Origin of the sequence: Wolbachia endosymbiont (group A) of Portevinia maculata, assembly GCF_964028525.1 — a bacterium.
In the GTDB taxonomy this organism is placed as follows: Bacteria; Pseudomonadota; Alphaproteobacteria; order Rickettsiales; family Anaplasmataceae; genus Wolbachia.
The window spans coordinates 428135-453047 of the sequence record NZ_OZ034786.1 but is presented as its reverse complement, the minus strand read 5'-3'; the positions used below and the strand labels follow the sequence as shown (position 1 = coordinate 453047).

The 24913-nt window shown below is 36.3% G+C and carries 21 protein-coding genes; 9 read left to right on the top strand and 12 right to left on the bottom strand.

What is annotated here, in order from left to right:
• Nucleotides 1–18 precede the first annotated feature (18 nt).
• Nucleotides 19–804, top strand: a complete 786-nt coding sequence (locus tag ABWU36_RS02305) for an enoyl-ACP reductase (RefSeq protein ID WP_253309140.1) — start codon at nucleotides 19–21, stop codon at nucleotides 802–804.
• Here ABWU36_RS02305 and secD read toward each other — a convergent pair.
• Nucleotides 801–2318, bottom strand: coding sequence for a protein translocase subunit SecD (gene secD, locus ABWU36_RS02300; protein WP_265016790.1), 1518 nt, complete (start codon nucleotides 2316–2318; stop codon nucleotides 801–803). The genes ABWU36_RS02305 and secD overlap by 4 nt on opposite strands.
• Nucleotides 2319–3487: 1169 nt before the next feature.
• Here secD and ruvA point away from each other — a divergent pair.
• The 3 genes from ruvA to ABWU36_RS02285 all read left to right on the top strand — a co-directional run bounded on the left by ruvA (nucleotide 3488) and on the right by ABWU36_RS02285 (nucleotide 5939).
• A complete protein-coding gene (gene ruvA / locus ABWU36_RS02295) occupies nucleotides 3488–4060 on the top strand; it encodes a Holliday junction branch migration protein RuvA (protein WP_353272950.1) in 573 nt (190 codons plus the stop codon).
• Complete coding sequence (gene ruvB, locus ABWU36_RS02290; protein WP_250296119.1) at nucleotides 4057–5031, top strand: Holliday junction branch migration DNA helicase RuvB; 975 nt, start codon at nucleotides 4057–4059, stop codon at nucleotides 5029–5031. The genes ruvA and ruvB overlap by 4 nt, the downstream gene beginning before the upstream one ends.
• Nucleotides 5032–5429: 398 nt before the next feature.
• The gene (locus tag ABWU36_RS02285; RefSeq protein ID WP_253309568.1) at nucleotides 5430–5939 is read left to right on the top strand and encodes a DNA-3-methyladenine glycosylase; all 510 of its coding nucleotides are present in this window, start codon (nucleotides 5430–5432) and stop codon (nucleotides 5937–5939) included.
• Between the two features lie 19 nt (nucleotides 5940–5958).
• Here ABWU36_RS02285 and purF read toward each other — a convergent pair whose 3' ends face one another.
• Genes purF through ABWU36_RS02270 form a run of 3 tightly spaced genes read right to left on the bottom strand, consistent with a single transcriptional unit; the run spans nucleotide 5959 to nucleotide 9985 of the window.
• The gene (purF, locus tag ABWU36_RS02280; RefSeq protein WP_353272949.1) at nucleotides 5959–7344 is read right to left on the bottom strand and encodes an amidophosphoribosyltransferase; all 1386 of its coding nucleotides are present in this window, start codon (nucleotides 7342–7344) and stop codon (nucleotides 5959–5961) included.
• A gap of 25 nt (nucleotides 7345–7369) precedes the next feature.
• A complete protein-coding gene (gene rodA / locus ABWU36_RS02275) occupies nucleotides 7370–8473 on the bottom strand; it encodes a rod shape-determining protein RodA (RefSeq protein WP_253309566.1) in 1104 nt (367 codons plus the stop codon).
• A 45-nt stretch (nucleotides 8474–8518) separates the two neighbouring features.
• On the bottom strand, nucleotides 8519–9985 hold the full coding sequence (locus ABWU36_RS02270; protein WP_253309565.1) for a proton-conducting transporter membrane subunit: 1467 nt from the start codon (nucleotides 9983–9985) through the stop codon (nucleotides 8519–8521).
• Nucleotides 9986–10049: 64 nt separating this feature from the next.
• On the opposite strand from ABWU36_RS02270, the gene ABWU36_RS02265 reads away from it, so the two are divergent.
• The 3 genes from ABWU36_RS02265 to virB9 all read left to right on the top strand — a co-directional run bounded on the left by ABWU36_RS02265 (nucleotide 10050) and on the right by virB9 (nucleotide 11795).
• Nucleotides 10050–10364 carry an NADH-ubiquinone oxidoreductase subunit NDUFA12 family protein gene (locus ABWU36_RS02265; protein WP_253309564.1) on the top strand — a complete coding sequence of 105 codons (315 nt, stop codon included), beginning with the start codon at nucleotides 10050–10052 and terminating at the stop codon, nucleotides 10362–10364.
• 2 nt (nucleotides 10365–10366) lie between these two features.
• Nucleotides 10367–10822, top strand: a complete 456-nt coding sequence (mlaD, locus tag ABWU36_RS02260; protein WP_264688362.1) for an outer membrane lipid asymmetry maintenance protein MlaD — start codon at nucleotides 10367–10369, stop codon at nucleotides 10820–10822.
• Between the two features lie 187 nt (nucleotides 10823–11009).
• Nucleotides 11010–11795: a P-type conjugative transfer protein VirB9 gene (gene virB9 / locus ABWU36_RS02255; protein WP_253309562.1), complete on the top strand. Its 786-nt coding sequence runs from the start codon at nucleotides 11010–11012 to the stop codon at nucleotides 11793–11795.
• Nucleotides 11796–11809: 14 nt separating this feature from the next.
• On the opposite strand, the gene ABWU36_RS02250 is transcribed toward virB9, so the two are convergent.
• From ABWU36_RS02250 to der, 8 genes are all read right to left on the bottom strand, one after another.
• Nucleotides 11810–12406 carry a ribonuclease HII gene (locus ABWU36_RS02250; RefSeq protein WP_010082329.1) on the bottom strand — a complete coding sequence of 199 codons (597 nt, stop codon included), beginning with the start codon at nucleotides 12404–12406 and terminating at the stop codon, nucleotides 11810–11812.
• 6 nt (nucleotides 12407–12412) lie between these two features.
• Nucleotides 12413–13393, bottom strand: coding sequence for a phospho-N-acetylmuramoyl-pentapeptide-transferase (mraY, locus tag ABWU36_RS02245; RefSeq protein ID WP_253309561.1), 981 nt, complete (start codon nucleotides 13391–13393; stop codon nucleotides 12413–12415).
• A 114-nt stretch (nucleotides 13394–13507) separates the two neighbouring features.
• Nucleotides 13508–14836, bottom strand: a complete 1329-nt coding sequence (locus ABWU36_RS02240) for a hypothetical protein (RefSeq protein WP_353272948.1) — start codon at nucleotides 14834–14836, stop codon at nucleotides 13508–13510.
• Nucleotides 14837–14840: 4 nt separating this feature from the next.
• The gene (locus ABWU36_RS02235) at nucleotides 14841–18272 is read right to left on the bottom strand and encodes a hypothetical protein (protein ID WP_353272947.1); all 3432 of its coding nucleotides are present in this window, start codon (nucleotides 18270–18272) and stop codon (nucleotides 14841–14843) included.
• Nucleotides 18242–19462: a collagen-like protein gene (locus ABWU36_RS02230; RefSeq protein ID WP_353272946.1), complete on the bottom strand. Its 1221-nt coding sequence runs from the start codon at nucleotides 19460–19462 to the stop codon at nucleotides 18242–18244. Before ABWU36_RS02230 ends, ABWU36_RS02235 begins: the two co-directional genes overlap by 31 nt.
• A 170-nt stretch (nucleotides 19463–19632) precedes the next feature.
• Complete coding sequence (locus tag ABWU36_RS02225) at nucleotides 19633–20175, bottom strand: demethoxyubiquinone hydroxylase family protein (RefSeq protein ID WP_253309557.1); 543 nt, start codon at nucleotides 20173–20175, stop codon at nucleotides 19633–19635.
• Nucleotides 20150–20680 (bottom strand): disulfide bond formation protein B, encoded by a 531-nt coding sequence (locus tag ABWU36_RS02220; protein WP_353272945.1) that lies wholly within the window; start codon nucleotides 20678–20680, stop codon nucleotides 20150–20152. The genes ABWU36_RS02225 and ABWU36_RS02220 overlap by 26 nt, the downstream gene beginning before the upstream one ends.
• Entirely contained in the window at nucleotides 20677–22002 is a 1326-nt protein-coding gene (gene der, locus ABWU36_RS02215) for a ribosome biogenesis GTPase Der (protein WP_253309555.1), read from the bottom strand. Before der ends, ABWU36_RS02220 begins: the two co-directional genes overlap by 4 nt.
• Nucleotides 22003–22131: 129 nt before the next feature.
• On the opposite strand from der, the gene ABWU36_RS02210 reads away from it, so the two are divergent.
• Nucleotides 22132–23256 (top strand): hypothetical protein, encoded by a 1125-nt coding sequence (locus ABWU36_RS02210; protein WP_353272944.1) that lies wholly within the window; start codon nucleotides 22132–22134, stop codon nucleotides 23254–23256.
• A 107-nt stretch (nucleotides 23257–23363) separates the two neighbouring features.
• The gene (locus ABWU36_RS02205) at nucleotides 23364–24890 is read left to right on the top strand and encodes an acyl-CoA carboxylase subunit beta (RefSeq protein WP_353272943.1); all 1527 of its coding nucleotides are present in this window, start codon (nucleotides 23364–23366) and stop codon (nucleotides 24888–24890) included.
• Nucleotides 24891–24913: the final 23 nt, after the last annotated feature.

Below are 24913 nucleotides of genomic sequence, written 5' to 3'. Positions count from 1 at the left end.
TAAAAAACAGATAGTTCTATGATGACAAGTCTATTACAAGGCAAAAAGGGGTTAATAACTGGAATAACAAATAAGAGATCGATAGCATGCGGTATAGCAAAAGCTCTCTCAGAGCACGGGGCAGAACTTGCAATCACCTACCAGAATGAAATAATAAAAGAAAAACTATCACCAATAGCAGATGAATTAAATGTGGAGCTAATATTACACTGTGACGTTTCAAATGAAAAAATCATAGATAACGCTTTTGAAATAATAGAGAAAAAATGGGGTACTCTTGACTTTTTGGTGCATGCAATAGCATTCTCCGATAAAAATGAGTTAGATGGTAAATATGTCAATACTTCACTGAATAACTTCCTCAATGCAATGCATATATCGTGCTATTCTTTCACTGCTTTAGCGCAAAGAGCTGAAAAAATGATGTCAGGTGGTGGTAGTTTACTTACTTTATCTTATTATGGCGCTGAAAAAGTTATGCCAAATTATAACGTTATGGGTTTATGTAAAGCAGCACTTGAAGCAAGTGTAAAATATATAGCATGTGATCTCGGGCCACAAAATATCAGAGTAAATGCAATTTCCGCTGGTCCAATCAGAACTTTAGCATCTTCTGGAATAAGCGATTTTCACTTCATATCAGAATGGAATAGAAATAATTCTCCGCTTAGACGCAATGTTACAATAGAGGATGTTGGCAAGGCAGCGTTATACTTATTAAGCGACTTAAGTAGTGGCACTACTGGAGAAATTTTGCACGTCGATTCAGGATATAACGTTGTGGGAATGAAGGTGGTTGACTAACAAAGCACTAGTTCCTTCGGGTTCATACACAACTCTATCAGGAGTTTTGTGACTGTGATTGCAGAAAACATCGAACATAAAATTCCTATTGATAAAGTGACAGAAAAGCCTCTAATTGCTCCGCTGCCAATAATGAACATTATTCCTGCAGCAATGAGTGTTGTGATATTTGAATCCAGTATTGTCTTTATAGCGTTTTTAAACCCTTCTTCAATAGCACGTTCCACTCTCTTGCCAGATTTGATTTCCTCGCGAATTCGCTCAAATATTAAAACATTTGCATCCACCGCCATACCGACAGTGAGTGCAATACCTGCAATTCCAGGTAAAGTTAGAGTTGCTTCAAGCAGAGTGAGAATTGATAATATAAGAATTACATTAGAAAAAAGCGCAACAGAAGCTAATATACCTAATTTGCCGTAAGTGATAATTATAAATAAAGCCACGGCTATAATAGAGATTGTTGCTGCCATTTCCCCTGCCTTTATTGATTCTTCTCCAAGGCTTGGGCCAATGTTTTTTTCTTCAATTATTTTAAGTGGTGCTGGCAGTGCTCCAGATTTTAAAAGTATTGCAAGTTCGCTTGCTTGTTTTTCAGTGAAATTACCGCTAATTTCTCCCTCTCCATTTAAAATTGGCTCACGTATTGTAGGTACTGTTAAGACTGTGTTATCCAGAACAATTGCAAAAGGTTTTCCCACATTTTCTTTAGTGATTTTCGCGAATCTTTTACTCGCTATGCTGTCAAATTTAAAATGCACTGTTGGTTTACCTAAGTGACCAAATCTAACTGATGCGTTAACCAGCGAATCGCCACCTATTTCAGTTTTGCGGAATATTGGATAAGAATTACCTAAAGAATCCTTGAGCATGACAGTAGTTTCGTGATCTATATCCTGCACCTTGGCTATGTTAGTGTTTGCCAAATGAAAAGCTAGCTTAGCAGTTTTGCCAAGCAGAGATTTTATCTGCTCGGTGTCTTCTACTCCAGGCACCTGCACTAATATTTTATTCTGCCCTTGTTTTTGAACGCTGACTTCCTTTGTGCCAAGTTTGTCCAAACGGCGCTGGACATTGTTTATTGATTCTGCAGCTACTTCACTGATCAAAGAATTTTTATAATGGGGTTTATACGAAATGAGAATTGAAGAATCTTTTCTATTTAGCTCTAAATTTGGATTTATCGCATTAATCAACACAGATGCTTTTTTATAATCATCAATATTATTTAAAGTTACAATTACTTGTTCGCTATTTTGTACGTTAGATTCAATATTTTTTGTTAGCAATGTCTCTTTTATCTCACCTGCTAGCATGCCTAGCTTTTCCTTAAAATAGAAGTCTAAGTCTATGTTTAGAAGCAAAGATGCCCCTCCTTTCAGGTCAAGGCCTAAGTTTATTCTTTTTTTCGAAATAAAAAGCTTATTATCAAAGAAATTTGGCAGTGTTATGTATAAAGCAAATAAACAGATGCATAATACTGAAAAAGATTTGACTATAAGCCTGTTGTACATAAGTTGTAGGTTTAAAATTGCAGTGTAAGTTAAAAATAGATTTTTGTAAAATTCTCTATTGCCCAAATAACCTATCCAAGTAGCTATAGAAACAAAAAAACTTCCTTGACAAACTCCGCCAGCCCCCTTATCATGGTACTGAAGGTATTCAGTTATCTTCATCTGTGCAGATTAAACAGCAAGAAAACAACGTAGTTGGCGTCTTATTTTTAATTTTTTGCACTATGTGCACCTTATGTCTTCACAACATTTCTAGGTTTTTACCCACACAAGCTGAAACGCGCTTATAAGTCGTTTAAGACAGTATAGTACGCCAATTTGCAGGATTAGAGAGTGAACACTAATTACCACGAGGTTTCTTTTGCCTTTTTTTCTGCTTAGTAAATTTCTTAAACATTTTAGTTAAGGTTAGTTGCACTTAAAAGCAGCTAAATTGCAGTGTTTAAGACTTAAAAAACGCCAATACTGAAAGTAGACAATGACTAGGGCTTCTTTTGCCTTTTTTTTTCATTTGGTAAATTTCTTAATGTTTGTAGCTAAAGCAATTTAAGAGACCGAAAATGGTGTCATTCCAGCGCGTGACGCTGGAATCTAGTCTTTATTATGCAGCCACTTATTTAAAGTTAAGTTTTCTGGATCCAAGTAGTCAAGCTACTCGGATGACACCTTGACGATTTGAAGAATCGTCATCCCGCTACGTGTTAGCGGGATCTCTTGTTAGCGGATGAGATACCGCGGCGGTATGACGGTCTGCGGCGGTATGACAATTAAGCAATTCGTCATCCCGCTACTTATTAGCGGGATCTATGCCAAGAGATACCGTGAATAAATCACGGTATGACGTCTCGCTTGCAACCTATAGCCTTGTCATTCCAGTGCTCCTTTTTTTGTCATCCCAGCGTCACGCGCTGGTTTCAACATTATATCATGGACAAAATAAACTTTCTAAAATTCATTGAACTGTGCTTTCAAACGGTGGTACCGGGGTGTGAGTATAATGATTATCAGTATATAAAAGTCATAGCAGACAGACTTGAAGCGGCAAATGTTGGCAAAATGTGTCAAGGAAGTTTTTCGTTTCTATGATCTACTTGGCTCTCTGTTATAATGTTCGTTTGCTTGACCTAAGATCCAGGAGTATTTAAACTGAACCCTATACAGTGCTAAAAATGATAGGAAATCTAAGCGGAATAGTTGATGAAGTGCGCAGTGATCACATAATCCTGAATGTGAATGATGTTGGCTATATGGTGTATCTCTCAGCCAAAATTTTAAATGCATGTTCCATCGGAAGTAGAGTTAAATTACTTATCGAAACCTATGCAAATAACAGAGAAAATGTCGCTCAGCTATATGGTTTTATAAGCAAAGAAGAACAGCAGTGCTTGAGGTTGCTTGTTAAAGTAAGTGGTGTTAGCTATAAAACTGCAATGTCAATTTTGAGTAAATTAACTCCAGAACAGCTGTTTTTGGCAATTATGAATGAAGATAAAGTAGCACTCAAGATGAGTGGACTTGGCATGAAACTCATAAATCGAATCATCACTGAATTAAGTGGCAAAGTGAGTAAATTAGAAATAAATAACAATAATTTTCATCCAATCAATGAAGATGCCCTTTCAGCATTGATCAATCTTGGGTATGAAAAAATGAAAGCTTATGATACGATAAAAAAAATACAAGACGAATCGTCAAATCTGGACACCAAGGATATTATTCGCATGGCGCTTAAAACATTATGAAATCAATATCGTGCGATAAAGAATATACTGAAGATGTGCGCAATATCAACATCAGACCTGAACAACTTGATGATTTTGTCGGGCAAAAAGACTTAATACAAAATTTAAAAGTGTTTATAAATGCTGCACAGACAAGAACTGAAGCCTTAGATCACGTTTTATTGTATGGTCCCCCAGGACTTGGCAAAACAACTTTAGCACAAATTGTTTCTAAAGAATTAAGGGTCAGCTTCCGCGCAACTTCTGGTCCTTTACTTAGTAAAGCTGGGGACTTGGCTGCAGTGCTTACCACTTTAAATGCAAAAGATGTTCTATTTATCGACGAAATCCATAGATTAAATCGCAGCATCGAAGAAGTTTTATATACTGCTATGGAAGATTTTTGCTTGGACATATTAGTAGGTGAAGGTCCATCTACTCGCACTTTAAGGATAGATCTACCACCATTTACGTTAATCGGAGCAACTACACGGCTTGGATTACTTTCTGCGCCACTCAGAGATCGTTTTGGCATTCCCTTGCATCTTGAGTTTTATTCTTTTGAAGAACTGGTTAATATTATAAAAAGAGGCGCAAGAGTTCTTTCTACTGAAATTGAAGAAAATGCAGCACGGGAAATTGCCTGCCGTGCACGTGGCACTCCAAGAATTGCTTTGAGGTTACTCAGAAGAATAAGGGATTTTGTTGAAGTGAAAGATGATAAAAAAATCACTTATGAAGTCGCTGATTCTGTATTGCTAAAATTGGGTGTAGACAAAATGGGACTCAATAAACTTGATATGCATTATCTAAGATTTTTATTCAACACCTCAGGACCTGTTGGAATTGACACCATATCTATTGCGCTATCCGAGGATGTTGGCAATATTGAAGAAACAGTAGAACCTTATTTAATCAAAATTAGTTTTGTAAAGCGCACACCAAGGGGGCGCGTTCTAACTGATCAAGCAAAGGAGTATTTGAGCCTTTAATATTAGAGAGCTTTTTTACCATAATTCAATTATATATTGATTGGCATAATATCATATACTGGCATTTTTGTGTATAAAGGCATATATGTTAAATAGCACTGAAACTGTAGTTCAAATTAAAACTTCTCCATTTCGTATTCGCTAGTTATGCTATTCTAACTAATTAAGCTATGGTTTGTGGTAATAGGAAAAAACTGGATTCCAGCGTCACGCGCTACCCTATGAGTGCTGCTTGCGTATATTCTCTCTTTCACCATCTCAGTGTTTCTTTCTTATTATGCCAGTACCATTTTCTTGTCATTCAAGTAGCTCCCCTTCTTGTCATCCCAGTGCTTGACACTGGGATCCAGAAATTCTTAAACTGAATTCTATATAGAACCTCAGAACAAAAATAAAAAATGGGTAGCACAATACTACCAAGAAATTTCTACGAGCGGCCGACCTTAACTGTAGCTGGAGAGTTATTGGGAAAAGTCCTCAAATTTTCTAACTTTAGTGGAATAATAACCGAAGTTGAAGCCTATATAGGAATGAATGACCCAGCTTGTCACGCGGCAAGAGGCTATACTAACCGAACCTCAGTAATGTTTGGTATGCCGGGGTTTTCATACGTGTATTTTATATATGGAATGTATTACTGTTTAAATATTGTAACAGAAGCAGAAGGGTTCCCAGCAGCAGTGTTAATACGGGGATTAAAGCTCATTGAACCGCTTGAAGCAAACTTAGGCGGACCAGGAATATTGTGCAAAAGATTAAACATTACAAAAGAACACAATAAACTGGACCTTACTATAAGCCACAAATTTTGTGTTTATGAATCTCATCTCAACCCGGATTATGTGTGCACTCCAAGAATCGGAATTAGTAAAGGCCAAGAGAAATTTTGGCGGTTTAAGATTTTCTAAACTTAAGATCTTGCGTAGACTATTTGCCAATCGGATAATCACCAGTGAAACAAGCATCGCAATATTGTGGTGTAGCATTGTTACGCACCTCTCCTTTAACAGCCTGATATAGTCCATCAATACTCAAGAAGGCTAGGCTATCTACTCCTATAACTTCCTTAATTTCCTCTACAGATTTATTTGCAGCAATTAAATCTTTGCACTCTGGCGTATCTATTCCATAAAAACAAGAATGCTTAATTGGTGGGCTTGAAATTTTGAGGTGAATCTCTTTTACTCCTGCATCCTTTAGCATAACTATTATATTTCTGAGCGTACTACCACGCACTATACTATCATCTATTAAAATTATGTTTTTACCTTTCAAAGTGTGCTTATTAGCATTGAATTTTAATTTTATTCTAACTTTACGTACTTCAGCGGTTGGTTGTATAAAAGTTCTTCCTATGTAATGATTACGAATTATCCCCAGTTCCATAGGTAATCCTGAATGCTTTGCATATCCAATAGCTGCAGGTATTCCAGAATCAGGTATTGGTACAACCATATTTACATTGTTTTTTGGTGGGCTCTCTTCTGCAAGTATTCTTCCTATTTCTTTTCTTATATCATATATGGACCTATTCTCCATTATGCTGTCTGATCTCGAAAAGTAAACGTATTCAAAAATACAAAAACTTGATTTTTGCTGTGGGAAAGGAAACATTGAGGCTAGCTTACTATCCGAACTGATGGTAACTAATTCGCCTGGTTCTATTTCTCTAATAAACTCTGCATTTATTATATCAAGAGCACAAGTTTCAGATGCAAGAACGTAAGAACCGTTTAACTTTCCTAAAACAAGAGGCCTGATTCCAGATGGATCACGTACTCCAATAACTACTTCTTGATTGATTGCCACAAAAGAATAAGCACCTTGTATTTGCTTTAATGCATATATAAAACTCTCTAAAAAGCTATCTTTTTCACCGCTTGCTGTCAGATGCACTACTACTTCTGTATCAATATCTGACTGAAAAACGCACTCTTGTTTAATTAATTGTTCGCGTATCGGAGAAATATTAATTAAATTACCATTATGTGCTATGGCAAAATCCCCAAATTTGCCACTTTTGCCAAGCATGGGCTGCACTCCAAATTTACTACCACTTGTTGAGTATCGAACGTGACCTATTGCACAATCTCCAGGTAAGGATTTCTTTATTTCATCTATATCATCAAATACGCTGCTCACTTGACCTTGAAAGTGATAAGAGTGCAGCTTATCGTTGTTACTGGTTACTACGCCAAAAGACTCTTGACCTCTATGCTGCAAAGCGTGGAGAGCAAGTATAGAGTTAAATGCAGCATCGTTATTGCAGCTTATACCAAATACTCCACATTCCTCACGCATTTCATCTAGCATAAAAACTATTAAGTAAAGTTTAATTTTACTTTAGCATAGGTGAAATACAAGCATTTTGTTGTTCATCTGCTTTTATTGCCAGCAATAATCCTATGCATATCAAGCTTGCAGCAGTTGTACTTCCTCCATAGGAAAGAAATGGCAGTGGATCGCCTATCACAGGCAAGAGGCCTATTGACATTCCAATGTTTATAAAAAAATGAGCGCCAAAAAAAGCAAAAATCCCGATAGATACTAACTTAGAAAAATAATTTTTCGACCTATAAGCGATAGAGAAAATTATGCCAAGTAATGAGGTATAAAGCAAAATTAAAGCCATGCTACCTAAAAAGCCCCACTCCTCACTCAGCACTGCAAAAGCAAAATCCGTACGTTTCTCCGGCAAAAATCCAAGTTGAGTTTGACTTCCGTTAACAAAGCCCTTACCAAGCAAACCTCCTGAACCAATAGCTATCTGAGATTGCTGCGCATTATAACCTATTCCAAGTGGATCCACTGATGAATCCAAAAACGACAATATCCTTTGCTTGTGATAAGGACGTAAAAAAGGCCAAATAGCCGGTACTGCAAAAATGCCAAGCGTCCCACAAATTACTAAATGAGCTCTTTTTATTACTGCTGTGAATATAATTGATGCTCCTATAAACAACATTATCACAGCTGTGCCTAAATTAGGTTGCTTTAACACCAAGAATACAGGCAAGAAAATAATTATTACCGCCTTAAGCAATCTTTTAAATTCCATCATTTTATACACACTTTGCTTATCAAAATAACGAGCAAGCGCAAGTATTAAGCCTACTTTTGCAAATTCTGATGGTTGCAAACTAATTGACCCAATTCTTATCCACCTCGTCGCACCCATTATGTGCGAGCCAAAAAAATTTACTGCTAATAGCGAAATCGCTGCTGCTATATAAAAAAAGTAGGCGTGCTTCAAATAAAAATCTAGCTCTATGAATGACATAGCTATAGCGAGTAGGAAAAAGAAGGAAAATATGACTATTTGGTGAATTGCAAATGGTACCCACTTTCCTCCAGCAGAAGAGTATTGAACAGCAATGCCAACGCAAAACAGCACTATCACGTTAATGACTAATAACCAATGAATCTTCTTCAGCCTATCCACACTTATAACCTTAAAGTATAGTAAAATATGAAACAAAGATAAAAATCAAAAAACCAACTTCTCAACTACTAACCGAATTGGAGTGCTATATATTCCAGTTACTATTGTTAAAGCTGCCATAAACAATAGACAGAAAAGCATAGGAAATGGCACATCATTAATTTTGCCTAGTGTCATTCCAGCGCTTGATGCTGCACTATTTTCAAAATACATTTTCTCTACCATCTTCCACATGTATATTAGTGCAAGAAAAGAACCGGCAGCAAAAGCTATCAGGGAAATCCACGCGCGAGATTCTATAACTGCTTTCATTATATACCATTTGCTTACAAAGCCATTTGTTAGCGGCACACCGACTAATGCTAAACTAAGTAGAGTAAACGCAAGTGCTGTATAAGGCATTGATTTCTTGAGTCCCGATAAATTCTCTATTTTTGTTGTATCAAATTTGTAAGAAATACATCCTGCAGCCATGAATAAAGATGTTTTTATTATGCTGTGGTTTACTATGTGAAGAATTGCTGCAAATACACCTGTTTTTGAGTTAAAACTCAGTGCTAAAATTATATAACCAATTTGGCTGACACTAGAATTAGCAAGCAGTCTTCTTATATCTTTTGCAGTTATTGCAGATATTGACCCAAATATAACAGCGCAAAGTGCGAGGATAATTATCACGTTGCTTAGTGATGGTTTAAATAAGAAGAAATTCTGATGGAAAACAGTATAGAAGATCCTAATGAAAACATATATCATCACTTTTGTCACTGTGCCTGAAAAGAATATGCTAATGAAACTTGGCGCCTCACTATATGCATTAATCAGCCACCTGCTTAATGGAAACAGTGCCATTTTAATTGAGAGACCAACAAAAATGAACAATGTGCCAAGTTTTATGATGTTGTTATCGTATAATGGAACTATTCTTTCAGCCATGTCAGACATATTGAGCGTTCCTGTCATGGAGTACAAAAGCCCAACACCAAACAAGTAAAACGTTGCCCCTATAGTGCCACTAATTAGATATTCAAATGCTGCAACCAAGGCTTTTTTATCCCTTCCCATTGAAACTAATACATAAGAAGAAAGAGATGAAATTTCCAAAAAAACATAAAGATTGAATATGTCGTTTGTTACTAGAATTCCGAGCAGTCCGCTTAAGCACAGTAGAAATAGAGAGTAAAAACCAGTGATTTTGTTTTTGCTAATTTCTTTTTCGTTAATATAAAAGCTATAAAGCACACTTATCAGCGCTATAAAATTCACCAAAGTTAGAATCAAGGAGTTTAACACGTCGATTCTTAACTCTATGCCGTACGGAGGAGCCCAGTCTCCAAGGTGATAAGTTATAATCTCGCCTTTATATGTTTTAACGAGTAGTATCGATGAAATGATAAGAGTGATTGTTGTTGCAATAAAAGAAATAAACCAAGATACCTTGTGTTTCTTGGTAAGAAAGCAAAACATTGATGCAATTATTGGTATAATAACTTGTAAAATTGGTAATTGCATTAAATTGTTGTTAATATATCGTTAAAGTATTAGTATATATAATACTTTTTGTTTTAATACTCTTATGTTATCTAAAATTTGTAACGCAATAAAACGCCTATTACGAAGAGAAGATAAATTTGTAGGAAGAGATGAAAATGGAAATTCTTATTATGAATCAAGTAAAGGAAAAAGGTGGGTTATGTATAGCAGTGTTTCTGAGCCTACAACAGTGTCTCCGGAATGGCATATATGGCTTCACTATACTGATAATGTAGTACCAGTTAATAATAAAAAAAGAAAAGTAAAACATACTCCTAATTTAACGGGTACAAAAGATGCATACTATCCAAACCAAAAAGTGAAAAATTACTATAAAAGCTGGAGTCCTGATAACTAAAGATGCGAAGGTCAAATATACTTGAAATAACCGCTGGATTATTTGTATTAATTTTCACTATTTTTCTGGTTTTCTTTGCTATTGATAAGCTATCTTACATAAAGAAAAACTACAAGGATTGCTATAAAATATATGGTCTTTTTGCTAACGCTAACGGTATAGGAGTTGGTGATAGTGTCAAGATCTCTGGTGTGGACGTTGGAAGCATAACTGGTGTATCACTTGACAAAGCTACCTACGTAGCACGAATCGACATGTGTATAAGCAGAGACATAAAATTGCCAATTGATAGTTCAGCTCTGATCACTAGCAGTGGAGTTGTTGGCAGTAAATTTGTTAATATATCACCTGGATCAGATATTAAACTAATCTTGCACGGTGGTAAAATAGAGTATACTCAAGCTGAAGCAAATATGGGTGGAATAATGGACAGAATTCTTGGTATGTTTACGAAGTGAAAATGGCAGGATTCCAAGTATATCCGTTCAGGTGAAGCCTCCTGTAGTTCTAAAGTATTTAAGGAGTTTGCCTTATTTCTTGCCTTTTCTACCCCTTGCTAACCTATAATTGGGGTTTATAGTACAGCTTAACAGTTGCAGTGCATGTCTATCAATGATAAAATGAAGATTAATTTATTTTGATATTATGATTGGTTTACTGTTTGCCGTACTGTTGTTTTTTTGTGGTAGTGATGCACTTGCAAAACAGGAGCCACGTTCAATAGCTGGAGATAATCACATAAAGGTAATAAATTATAACCCACAAGCTATACATAAGTATACGGGTTTTTATGGTTATCAATCCAGCATATTGTTTGAACCAGGGGAGGTAATACAAAACCTTTCAATGGGTGATTCAACTGGTTGGCAACTCCTTCCTCAAGGTAACAGATTGTTTATTAAGCCTATAGATGATATTGCCGATACTAACGCAACTATAATTACCAATAAAAGAGTTTATTACTTTGAACTTCATGCTGAAGAAGCAACTGGACTAGATGATCCAAAATTAGCATATGAAGTAAGGTTTCTTTATCCATTATTTAGCAGTGATGAGATTTACACAACAAATAACGGCGATATCTTCGAACAAGCTAGTCATACCATTATTCCTGATATAAACGACATTGAAGTTGTAAAGAAGGGCTTAAATTTTAATTATTCCATCTCGCACGTTAAAGGCAGTCAGTCAATAATACCAATTAAGGTTTTTGATGACGGAAAATTTACATATCTACAATTCAATAAAATAAACTCTGATTTCCCGGCAGTTTTTATGGTTGATTCTGCAGGGTATGAGTCTTTAGTAAACTTCCGTACAGCTGACAACTACCTGATAATCGAAAGGGTGAGTTCAGTGTTTACCTTAAGGAATGGATCAAGTACAGTTTGCCTATTTAATGAAAACATGCCTTTCAAAAAAGGTAAGTGATTACTATCTAAAGGCTATAATGCCCGAGATATGGGTGCAAAGTTTTTTCTATGATGTTCTGTAATTCCATAAAGGCCAATAGCGTTAAGGTGCTCTTTTGTCCCATATCCTTTATTTTTATACCAATTATATTCAGGATGCTTATTGTGCAATTCTTGCATAAGCCGATCTCTCGTAACTTTTGCAACGATTGAAGCTGCTGCAATTGATGTACTCAAATTATCACCATTTACTATGGATTTCACTTGCCATTTCACTTCAGGTGGTTGATTACCATCAACTAGCACATAATCTAATTCTAGGTCCAGGTCTATCAACGCACGTTTCATTGAAAGTTTTGTTGCTTGCAAGATATTGTATGAATTTATTTCTTCTACGCTTGCCATTCCTATACCAAATTTTGCAACGGATGTTATTTTTTCATATAGGACTTGCCTACATTGAGGAGTCAACTTTTTCGAGTCGTTGATTCCATCAATAATTGTATTTCTATCAATAAACACTACGGCTGCGGATATTACTGGACCAGCTAGCGGACCTCTTCCAACTTCATCCACTCCTGCTATCACTCCTGATAATTTATTTTCTAATGTAAAGTCTGGGTATTTCATAGGTTTTTATAATAAGAAAGTTATAGTAAAAACTGAACAGATAATAGAAATTATCCAAAATTTCATAACGATTACATTTTCTGACCATCCCTTCTTCTCAAAGTGATGATGTATTGGTGCCATAAGAAAAACTCTTTTTCCTTCTCCATATTTAAACTTTGTATATTTAAAATATGATATCTGAATAATCACAGATAGAGTCTCTATTACAAAGATTATTCCAATAACGGCAAAAAGCATTTCTCTCTTCATTAAAACGCTAGTTAACCCTAAAGCTGCACCAATTGACAGGCTTCCAACATCACCCATAAATATTTTTGCTGGATGTGTGTTAAACCACAAGAAACTTAAAATAGCTCCTATAAATGCAATGCAGAATAAAGTAATATTCATATCTGCTTGAGTTATATATGCAATTAGCCCCAAAAAAGCAAAGGAAGTGATGACTTGAGTTGCAGCAAGGCCATCCAAACCATCTGTGAGATTCACAGCATTAGCAGAGCCGACAATTACAAACGCAGCAAACGGAACATATAGATAGCCAAAGTCGATTATTACTCCTTTAAATAGAGACGTTTTTGTAAAACCTTCAGCAGAGTATAGCTTAAGTATAGACATACTAACCAGAGTTACAATAAACTGAATAAGTATTTTGGTTTTTGCACTTAAACCTCGATAGTGATTTGTCTTCAATTTTAAATAATCATCAATAAATCCAAGTAGAGCAAAAAATAGAGTTATCAATATCAGCAGCAAAATTTCTAGTGTTAACTGAGCCCAGAGTAAAATTGGTAATAAAGAAGAAATCAGTATTATTATTCCGCCCATAGGTGGTACATTCTTTTTTGTTATTAAATGACTTTCTGGTCCACATGATCTAATTGGTTGCCCATCTTTACTTATTTTTTTTAGAAGCTTTATAAAATAGGGAAAAAGAATAAACCCAAAAACAAATGAGGTAAAAAATACTTTTGTAGCTAAGATCATCTGCTTACTTAAATTGACTAAGTATCATACCACCTATAGCTAATAAAGCCAACTTCTGTCATCCTATAACCTATCCCTCTTTCGCTTCATTCTTCCTTAATTTGGTGTGCATAATTACAATAACTCTGGAATAGTATGAAGAATTATATTGTTATCTTCTGCAAAACAAAATTCGCTATTTTTATCTGTCCATTTATACATTTCTTTTAGATTAATCTCAGAAGAATCATAAGTATCATATTCCGTTTTTTTATGATAATCATAATAGTGAAACTTATTATTTTTATCAAAATAACCAAATTCATCAGTCAATGTAGCCTTTTTTTCACCCTTTCCACTATTTATTACTTCGAACACTACAGCTTGATGGTTACCTAGAGAATCTGGTTCAGCAATTCCTTCTGTAATAAAAAACGATGGCCGATGGCTAAGTAACTCACCAAGATTTAGGTTACGTTTTTCTTTCATACAACTCAAACTTATGAATTTATATTCATCTGAAACGTTCGAATACTGTGGATCGTATTTTTTATATTCAAAGAATTTATTACCTAAAAAATTACAAAACGTTAATTTATAATCATCATTATTAAATTTAACAACTTTTAAATAGTGAAAATCCCTTGGGACAATTACCTCCTCTTTCGTAACATGATTACGCATGACCAATTGATCATCGAGCATGTAGTAACCTATTTTTGGTAAAGTAGCTATGGGCTTATCATTCAAGGCAACATTTGCTTCATAGATGTTATCCGATAACTCTTCCCCTTTTTGCAAAGTGAATTTCTGCTTTTCGTTGTTAGTCTCGGTTAAATTGCCTATTATTGTTGATACATCACTTATTGTTAATACACCACATTTATCTTTTGTGTATTGATACTTATAGCAGCTGTCATCTTTACACACTGGAAGACACTTTCCATTTTTGTCTGATATATAGATATTGTCATCTTTTATTGTAAAATAAAGTCCACCATTTTCTCCTTTGATCTTCTGTAGTACTGGATCATTTTCATCATTAAAATTGATGAAGTTTAGTACTTCAGTTGTTGTACTGTGTCTAGAAATGGGTAATTTGGCACCAAAATATGGAATGTCTTCTATGTGGTAAAGCGAAATCTCTATTGGTTTTGATCTAAGCTTTTCTATAATATTGTCCCTGTTTGCACTTATGATATCTTCTTGCTCTATAATAAGATTCTCTTCTTCACCATCTTTATTTTTCACTTTCAGAGGTGATTTTCCCTTATATAAAACTATTTTATCACCCAGCTTCTGTAACTTTAAATCACTAATAGTATCACCCAACTCAGCCGTACCAATGTGTGAACGAATAGTATACTTGTTGTTATTAATCTCTAACCTGTAATATGCAGTAGGAAGTTTAATCAGCTTCTTATAGAGCGGATCTTTATTATCTATTCTAAATGTATTTCCCATACTATTACCTTAAACAATTAACAGCCTTCAGATCAATCGCCTTGAAACTACTTGGAGGAGTGACATCGCTCATAAAACTCCTTGGCTGCTCGTTATCTGTTGCTGTTTTCTCAATATTAACAAACCCCCTTTGTTGCTCATTGTTTTCTAATGTTCTTTCCATACGATCTTTGAAAGTAGTCAAAAATCTATCAGTTTGTTTGTAATTTGGACATGATTTTTTTGCAGATAAATATAAGAGTTTTAACAGCTCGTTACGACTTTCATCATTAAATAATGACCTATCTAGAATGGTTGACTGTAGTTTTACTGGATCAAAATTTAGGCTTTTCTTTGGAATGCCGCATTTTGAAGCTGTTTCTTCTAATACTTTTTCAAATTTTATAGCAATATCTGCTGCATCCATTACTTTTGCCACTTGATTAAGCTCTTGTATTTTATTCTCTATTTTATATTCATCTTGTTTTACAAAAGGATAAAAGAAATTTATTACTTGAGATATAAATGAAGTTGGTCTACCTGCTCCACTTGTCACTGGCAGATTGTCTGAATTTTTAATTTCCCTCTTCTTTATACGTGCAGTACAAACTTGATCTGTAGGTTTTGTTTTACAAAATATATCCTTTACCTTACTATAAAGTGCTTGAGTATTTTGTTCTGATCGAAATGCTTTATCAACAAAATTGTCAGCCTCTTCTTTAAAATCTTTAGCTTCTTTGGCAGATTTTTCAGAAGCGCTTTTAGCTACCTCTGCTGCTTTCTGAGCGTTCTGAATTTCAATTTTTGTTTGATTCATCTTGCGCAGAAACTGATCAGCAACTGCAGCACCTATTCCATCTTCTCCCTTTGAGCCTTTAGGACCAGGCGCTCCTGTGTTGCCTTTAGGACCTACTAGACCTTGAGCACCTTTATTTCCTTGAGGGCCTCTTGGACCTGCATTTCCTTGGTCACCTTTTTCTCCAGGCATTCCTGGCAACCCAGTATCCCCTTTATCACCCATATCGCCTTTAGGACCAGCATCCCCTTTATTACCAGACACACCTGGCGCTCCATCTACTCCTTGAGGACCTACTGGACCTGAATCTCCTTTATCACCTTTAGGACCTACTAGACCTTGAGCACCTTTTTCTCCTTGCGTGCCATTAAAGCCTTGTAGACCTGGCAATCCATCTACTCCTTTTGCACCCATATCCCCTTGATCACCTCTAGGACCTACTAGACCTTGAGGACCTGTATCTCCCTTTGCTCCCGGCAATCCATCTGTTCCTGGTGCTCCAAATTCACCTTTATCCCCTTTTAGACCCTGAGAACCTTTCTCCCCTTGCGTACCATTAAAGCCTTGAGAACCTTGTATACCTTCGTCACCTTTTTCTCCAGGTATTCCTGGCGCTCCATCTGCTCCTTTATCTCCCTTACCACCTTTTGGTCCTTGAACTTTTCCTGGATTTTTCCTTAATTCTTCTGAAATGCTTTTTGTTAGCTCAGTACTGTTTGCAAGTTTCTCTACCAATGTATCATTGTCAGCACTACTTAGTAACGCGTCTGCTAAATCTTGAGCTCTGTCATCAATTAGTTTAGTAGCTATTCCTTCGTGAATATTTTCATCATAAAGTCTTCCTATAATCTGTTGCTCTAGCAGTAAATTTCCACCTTTATCACGATATTCAAGTACTTTATTCGCAATGGTTTCATTGTCAATTAATTTTTGTGCAACCCCAGTATGCAGACTTAAACTGCCTGCAAGTTCTTCCATTAACATTTTTCCACTGGAATCAGTGAAGTTAAGCATCATCTCCTTAAACCCAGTGGCTCTAGTAGTGACTAGCTTATCTGCAACTTCTTCAGGATTTGCATCCATGCCACTATGCCCTTGTTCACCCTTTGCGCCTCTTGAACCAGAGAGGCCCTTGAAACCTCTAGGACCTTGTATACCCTGTTCTCCTTTATCTCCCTTGAAACCTTGTGGACCTACTAAACCTTGATCACCTTTATTTCCTTGAGGGCCTCTTGGACCTGCATTTCCTTGGTCACCTTTTTCTCCAGGCATTCCTGGCAACCCAGTATCCCCTTTATTACCAGACACACCTGGCGCTCCATCTACTCCTTGAGGACCTACTGGACCTGAATCTCCTTTATCACCTTTAGGACCTACTAGACCTTGAGCACCTTTTTCTCCTTGCGTGCCATTAAAGCCTTGTAGACCTGGCAATCCATCCATTCCTGGTGCTCCAATTTCACCTCTATCTCCCTTGAGACCAAGATCACCTTTTTCTCCTTGTACACCTTGCGTACCATTAAATCCTCTTGGACCTACTGGACCTCTAAGACCAGGAGCTCCATCTGCTCCTTTAGAACCCGGGGTTCCATCTTTACCAGCTTTACCTTGCGCTCCCTTTGCTCCACTTGGACCTTGAGCACCTTTTTCTCCTTGCGTGCCATTAAAGCCTCTTGGACCTACTGGACCTCTAAGACCTTGAGCTCCATCTGCTCCTTTAGAACCCGGGGTTCCATCTTTACCAGCTTTACCTTGCGCTCCTTCTTTACCTTGCAAACCAGATTCACCTTTCCAACCTCTCAGCCCTTTAGGACCACTACTACCTTCATTACCTTTCTCTCCCTTCGCTCCACTTGGGCCTTGTGGCCCTATAAGCCCTAAATCACCTTGTTTGCCTTTAGGGCCTTGTGGCCCTATATCCCCCTTTGAGCCTTTCAATCCCGTTTCTCCACGATCTCCTTTTGGACTCGTTATACTCAACCCTGGCATTCCCTTTTCTCCCTTTGGACCTTGTGGGCCACCAGCTTCTCCTTTTTCACCTTTTGGTCCTCCAGGCATTCCATCTAGTCCTGGTGATCCAGGTGCACCTGGATCACCCTTTTGGCTTGGATAGCCGTAACCCGAATAACCTTGATCACCCTTGTCACCTTTCTCTCCAGGCAACCCGTTTAGACCTGGATGACCTTGATCCCCTTTAGGACCTGGCTTTCCTGTTAGTCCTGAGACTGCATAAAACTCGCCTTTTTGGCCCTTTTCTCCAGGTATGCCTGGCAGCCCATCGAGACCACGTGGTCTTGGTTCGCCTCCTTGACCTGGCAAACCTCTTGGCTCAGGAGGTCCATCTAGTCCTTTAGGACCAGGGGTTCCGTCTCTACCATCTTGACCTGGATAACCTTTCTCACCTCTTAGACCTTGAGGACCTGGATAACCTGGCTCACCTTTAGGACCTACTGGACCTGGAGAACCAACTTCTCCTCTTAATCCTTGATCGCCCTTTTCACCCTTTATACTTTTTTTTAAGTTTTTATTATTTGCAATTTCCTTCGGCAGGTCTTGAGTAACATAGTTATTAAGTGTTTTACCTTTTAATTCAGTTATAGGTGTATTAAACAGCGCTTTTTCGAATCTTTCTAGTTCACTTGATAATAAAATAGCTGCCACATTCTCGGGCTTTGCATCTCTTCCTGGCTCACCTTTAGGACCTGGATAACCTTTTCACCTGGAAGACCTGAATGATCTCTAAAGCCTGGCGACCCAGGCTCGCCCTGTCTACCTTTTTCACCTGGAATACCTGGAATACCTGGAATACCTCTAGGACCTGGAAAACCTTCATAACCTCTTAGACCTTTATCACCTGGAGGACCTCGATAACCTGGAAGTCTAGGCATTCCTTCTACTTGTTCTGTATGTCTTAATTGCTTAATTTGCTCTTTTAAATGTTGAACTTCTGCTTTTAAGTCTTCAAATTCTCTAGTATTCACCACATCAACCTCCAAAAAGTTACCAAAATTTTCTAAGTTATAATAATAAGGATATAAATCTAAGTTATGGCTGTAGTTATATCCTACAAAATCAGGTTTTAAACCATAAAAATTCTTACATTCGCTATTTTCATCTGATATGCAGCCAACATAATTATTACCTAATTTTTCTGTTGCGAAATAGCTATTTTTCACATTCAATCTCTTTATTCCATGAAAAGGAAATAATTTGAAATCATCACTTCTCCGATCGAATATTGGAACAACATTATTCAACATACCAACCTTACTACCAGTGGAATTATATACCTCAACACTCCTGTAAGATTGGTATAATTGATTTTCCGATCCCTTAAAAAAATTGTCTCCAATTCGTATATCAAGTCTATTGCCAATAAGACTCATATTTTTACTACTTATTACATCTTTTGGATCTATTAAAACCTTACTACTTTCAAGTGGTTTAAATTTTATAGAACGTGTATCATAATCATATACATGAACATATTCACCATTCTTGCGGGATTGAGGTATAAAATCAATAGTAGCTATATTAATAATATTGCCATCATGGTAATAATAGTAATATTCACCTGAGTCAGTAACCAAAGCTAACTTGTTGTCATCTCCTACTTTTTCTAGCTTTAGTTGTAGTCCTTGAGATAAACCATTCAGCACCTTTTGTGTTCCACAGCTATAGTCAATCACAATAAGGCGCTGACCTCTAGGCTCATCAATAATAACGTAAGATGTAGTAGGTAGACTAACTGTTGTTTCGTTATTTACTCTTACTTTAGTAGTTATCACATAACGAGTTGCGTTACTACAGTCTTTACCTGGGGCATCTTCCTTTTCTAGTTTAAAACGCATTTTCCCTTCCTTTGTGGTCTATGTTTTAGACACAGTTAATTTACAAACACTAATTATTGATTAATAATGGTGATATGTAAATATAGTTATAAAATAATTGTTACACTTGAATTCCTTCCTGGTTTCTGTTGTCATCATAACATTAAAAACACTTTAAGAAAGCTGCTTAGTTAAATTAACTTGGACAAGTAAATAGCAGTTTTGCAGCCTGTTTTTATGAATGAAGATAAAATGTTGTAGCCAAATGCGCTTTCAGCATTGTGCTGAATTGCAATATCTTTGTGCTCTAACTCCTCGTCGCGAAATTTACTTATAGTTTCTCTTAATTCCCCATCTTCTAAATGTGAAACTTGCTCTTTGTAGTGCTCCCCTATAACTTCTTCAACTGCAGCAGTGCAAGCCATAGCAGCTTTTTTGCCCATAATGGCAGTTGCAACGCCAAGTGACACTCCTAAAACACGCCAAACTGGCAACAAAACAGTAGGACGAACTTTTTGCTCTTTGATTTTCTCATTAAAATAGTGAAAATGCTTTTTTTCCTGCTCTTCCATTTCAATTATTTCATTGATTATAGAAGATTTTTTAAGAATAAATTTTTGACCAGAATAAATGCAAATAGCTCCATATTCCCCAGCATGATTTACTCTAATTGCCTGTTGTAAGAACTGATTGTTGCTGTACCTTAAATTATTTAGATTTCTTTCTTTCTCCACAATACACCTTACCTGATACGAACAGAGCTGCTATGAGATAAATTAAATTCCATGTTGCTAAGGAAACACCTAGAACGTAATGAGGTCTGTCACAAGATGGAGAGTAATTAGGATTTAGTAGATTATTTCTGAGCTCTTCTATACTAACGTTACCACTTGCTTGCTCTGTACAACCTAAAACATCATGAAATAAGTGGAGTTCAAGACCTACATGATAAAAAGATATTACTGCACCTATGAGGTAGCTGTAAAACGTTGCATAGATTAGAATTTTGTTGTCTTTAAGCATGCATACTACTGCAAGTAACCCTGCAACATAGTAAACTACCCGCTCGTATGTACATAACTTGCATGGCAGCATGTTGAAAAAATATTCTAGCACATATGCAAAAATTAGAGCAAAAGCACTTGATAGCAGAAAGATTGTAGGAATTCTGGAGTTATTACACACGACTTTAAGTAAATTATTATAAAGACCCCTGAAAGTATAAAGCAGAGTATTCATTTTGCATAGGGATTTTTATTTTTTTTCAAAAGTAATCTGACTGGCACACCATCTACGAAGAAATTTTTTCTAAGATCATTAATTAAATAGCGTTTATAACTTTCATCAACACTTTCAGGTATGTTACATATCAAAGAAAAAGCTGGAGGTTTAGTACCAATTTGAGCGATATACTTCATTTTAACTGCTTTACCTTTTACAAGCGGGTGAGAGTGCCTATCTAAAGCATCAATTAGCCACTTATTCAGTTTTGCAGTGCTGACTTTCTTGTTCAAAGATTCACTCACTTCAAGACACTTATCTATCACATCGCCGCAGCGCATGCCTTTCAATGCAGAAATTGTTACAGTTGGCACTTCCAAGAATAACCGAGTCACTTCCTGTTGTTTGACAAATTTTATTAACTTACTTCTGTCATCCTTACCTATTAAATCCCACTTATTTAAAACAACAATAATCCCTTTCCCTCCCTTAATTGCAGCTTCACCAATTGATAAATCCTGCTGCTCAATACCAACTAGGGAGTCTAGCATTAAAACTACCACATGAGAGCGCTTGATTGATTCTAAGCTTTTTTCAACAAATCTTGATTCTAAGTCATCTATAACATTCGCCTTTCTGCGGATTCCTGCAGTATCAATGAGAGTAATTAGCTCCCCATTATGATCATATACAATATCTACAGAATCACGTGTGGTGCCTGGCTCTGAATTCACTATTACTCTGTTTTCTGTAAGTAGGCTGTTTAAAAAAGTTGATTTTCCGACATTTGGGCGACCGATGATTGCAATTCTAAGTTTACTGGACTCATTGCCCAATAGATCAGTGTTTTCGTTCAAATTTTCAATAACATCAGCTAATGCATCATAAAGATCAACCATGCCAAGATTATGTTCGGCAGAGATATACACCGGGCCAAGAAAATCAAAAAACTGCAAATAATCAACATTTTCAGACTTATGACTCTCGCATTTATTTGCTATCAGTATCACAGGTTTATTTATTTTTCTCTTCAGCCACTTTGCAAATTCTTTGTTTTGCTCATTTTGCACTTTTGCATCAACAAGAAAGAAAATGATGTTTGAATTGGATAGAGAAAATTTTATTTGTTCAATAACTTGTAGTGAAAAATTAGTTTGGTCGTTCCATCCTCCTGTATCTATAACTTTAAACTCTAAATCGCTAATTCTGCCTATTCCTTCTCTTCTATCTCGTGTAACCCCTGGAATATTGCTGACCACCGCTGCTTTTCTTCCCACCAATCTATTAAAAAGAGTTGATTTACCAGCATTTGGTAGGCCTACTATAGCGATTTTTAGCATAATTTAAGAGCACCTTCTATACACAGTAAATTATAACCGAAATCTTGCAATTTAACTATTGACTTTATAGATCACGCGAGCATAATACAACTAGAATTTCTTGTTTTATTACGTCAAGTAGGGGGATATATGGTAGGGCAAGATATAAATGAGCAGCTTAGTTCTCTAGATGATGGCAGGCATTTTGAAGATGAGGCTATGGATGAGTCTGAGGATGAAGATACGCCTGAATTTAGGGCATCGTGTGAAAAACTCGAAGAAGAAATGAACCGTCCAGAAGTGATGTCGGAATTTCAATTAGATGGAGCAATATATGAACAAGTTGATGAACGTATGAAAGAAAATATCTCGAATGTATTGGAAGCTATACGTCAAGCTTTTAGGTTATGTGGTGAGAAGCGACTGACTGTGGGACAAATGATAAAGAAATGGATAAAATCTGTAGAACTTGGAGAAAGTCAAAAGATCAGGTTTGGCATGCCGTACTATGTGTTCTTCGAAGAATTATCAATAATAGATTATCTGATATCTAATGTGCACTTGCTAAAGAAGTTCGAGTTGTCCATTCATGAAAAACATCAACTAGATCTTCTTTCGTTAAAAATATCCGACCTAGTTTCAACAGGCACTTATGTGAGTGAGAAAGTTTTGGAGTTATTGCCAACAAGTCTACTGGAAAAACATAACAGCTATTTATCAAATCTAAAACAAATTGTATGTGAGGGCATTGAAAAAGATGGAGAAGAAAATGTGATAAAAGATGTTATAGTAGAAAGAGATAATAAATTTTATTGTATACAGTGTCCAGAAGCAAGCATTGTGATTCCTGCAAAATTCCTGAGTAATCCAGAATTTCAAAATTTAGATGGAGCATTAAAGATTGGGGAAGGAGATAATGTAATACGAATACAAGATGGAAAATATCATGATATAAAGGGCAGATTACAGATGACTTTTCCAATAAGCAACAGTGAAAAGATTGTAATGACTCTATCTTTTGAAAAGGCTGACAAACCAGAAAATGCCTCAAGCTTTGGCAAAATAATAGTACATATTGATGATAAAAGTTGTGAAATCTTCTCAAAGTACCTAAAAGAGCTAGAAAAAGAACCTCGTATAAGCAAGGTTGTTGAAGCTGCTAAAAGTTTTGCACAAACGAAAAGCAGTAAAGTTAGTTTACCTTCTTCTGTTCTAGAAAACGTTAGTCAACCACAACATTCTCAAAGTAGTGGCCAGGAATTACCAGCGCATTAACAATTATCATACATACACTGTTGCATATAGCAATAGTGTATGTGTATAGTTAATAGGGTTTGTAAACTTAATAAAGTCTACAACTAATTTGAAAACTACTTTATTGTATGCAAGACTTTGAAATACTAGAAAATCTAAAAACCAAAGCACTAGAAGCTGAAAAAGGAGGCGATTCTAACAGAATCAATAAACAACACGAAAAAGGGAAATTAACTGCTAGAGAAAGGCTCAGTGTATTACTCGATGAAAATTCGTTCGAAGAATACGATAAATTCGTGAAGCATCACGCAACTGATTTTGGCATGCAAAATGCTAATTTTTTAGGTGATGGAGTAGTGATTGGTCATGGTACTATTTATGGCAGAAAAGTTTTCGTTTACTCGCAAGATTTTACTGTCTTTGGTGGGTCACTTGGTGCGTCACATGCAAAAAAAATATGCAAAATTATGGATATGGCAATTAATGCCAGGGTTCCAATTATCGGACTAAATGATTCTGGTGGAGCCAGAATTCAAGAAGGAGTAAATTCCCTTGCTGGTTATGGAGAAATTTTCCAAAGAAACGTAAATGCATCGGGCGTTATACCACAAATCTCTTTAATTATGGGTCCATGTGCAGGAGGGGCTGTTTATTCTCCAGCATTAACTGACTTTACTTTCATGGTAAAGAATAGTTCATACATGTTTATAACCGGACCAGATGTAGTAAAAAAGGTTACCTATGAAGATGTAAGCTTCGAAGACCTCGGTGGAGCAAAAATTCATACAAGCAAAACAGGAGTGGCAGATTTTGCATTCAATAATGATGTTGAGATGCTACTCAAAATGCGTGAATTCCTTACCTTTTTACCAGCAAATAATCAAGAATCACCGAAATCTGTACCAACCTGTAATGATGTTAATGAGATTGATGAATCCTTAAACACTCTAGTTCCTACCAATCCTAACACTCCTTATGATATGTATGAACTCATTGAAAAAGTTTGTGATGAGAAGAAATTCTTTGAACTAAAACCTGATTTTGCTCGTAATATTATAATTGGCTTTAGTAGAATTGGAGAAAATACTGTTGGTATTGTTGCAAATCAACCCATGCACCTTGCAGGATGTTTGGATATTGATTCTTCAAGAAAAGCTGCAAGATTTGTAAGGTTTTGTGACGCATTTAACATTCCGATCATCACACTTATTGATGTTCCGGGGTTTTTACCTGGTACAAACCAAGAATACAATAATATAATACAACACGGAGCGAAACTGCTTTACGCTTACGCTGAAGCAACTGTGCCGAAAATTAGCCTTATCACTAGAAAAGCGTATGGTGGTGCATATATCGTTATGAACTCGAAACATTTAAAAGGTGACATAAATTATGCTTGGCCAACTGCTGAAATAGCTGTAATGGGCCCTGAAAGTGCAGTTGAAATTATATTTAGGCATGAAAAAGATCAGCAAACGTTAATCAAAGAATATAAAGAGAAATTTGCTAATCCATTTTTTGCTGCATCACATGGATACATTGATGACATTATAGTGCCAAGTAAAACAAGGCATCACTTTCACAAAGCATTAGAGCTACTCAAAAACAAGAAAGTAGAAAGGATATGGAAAAAGCATGACAACTTACCTCTGTAACTTTCTTTTAGGCCTTGCTTGCA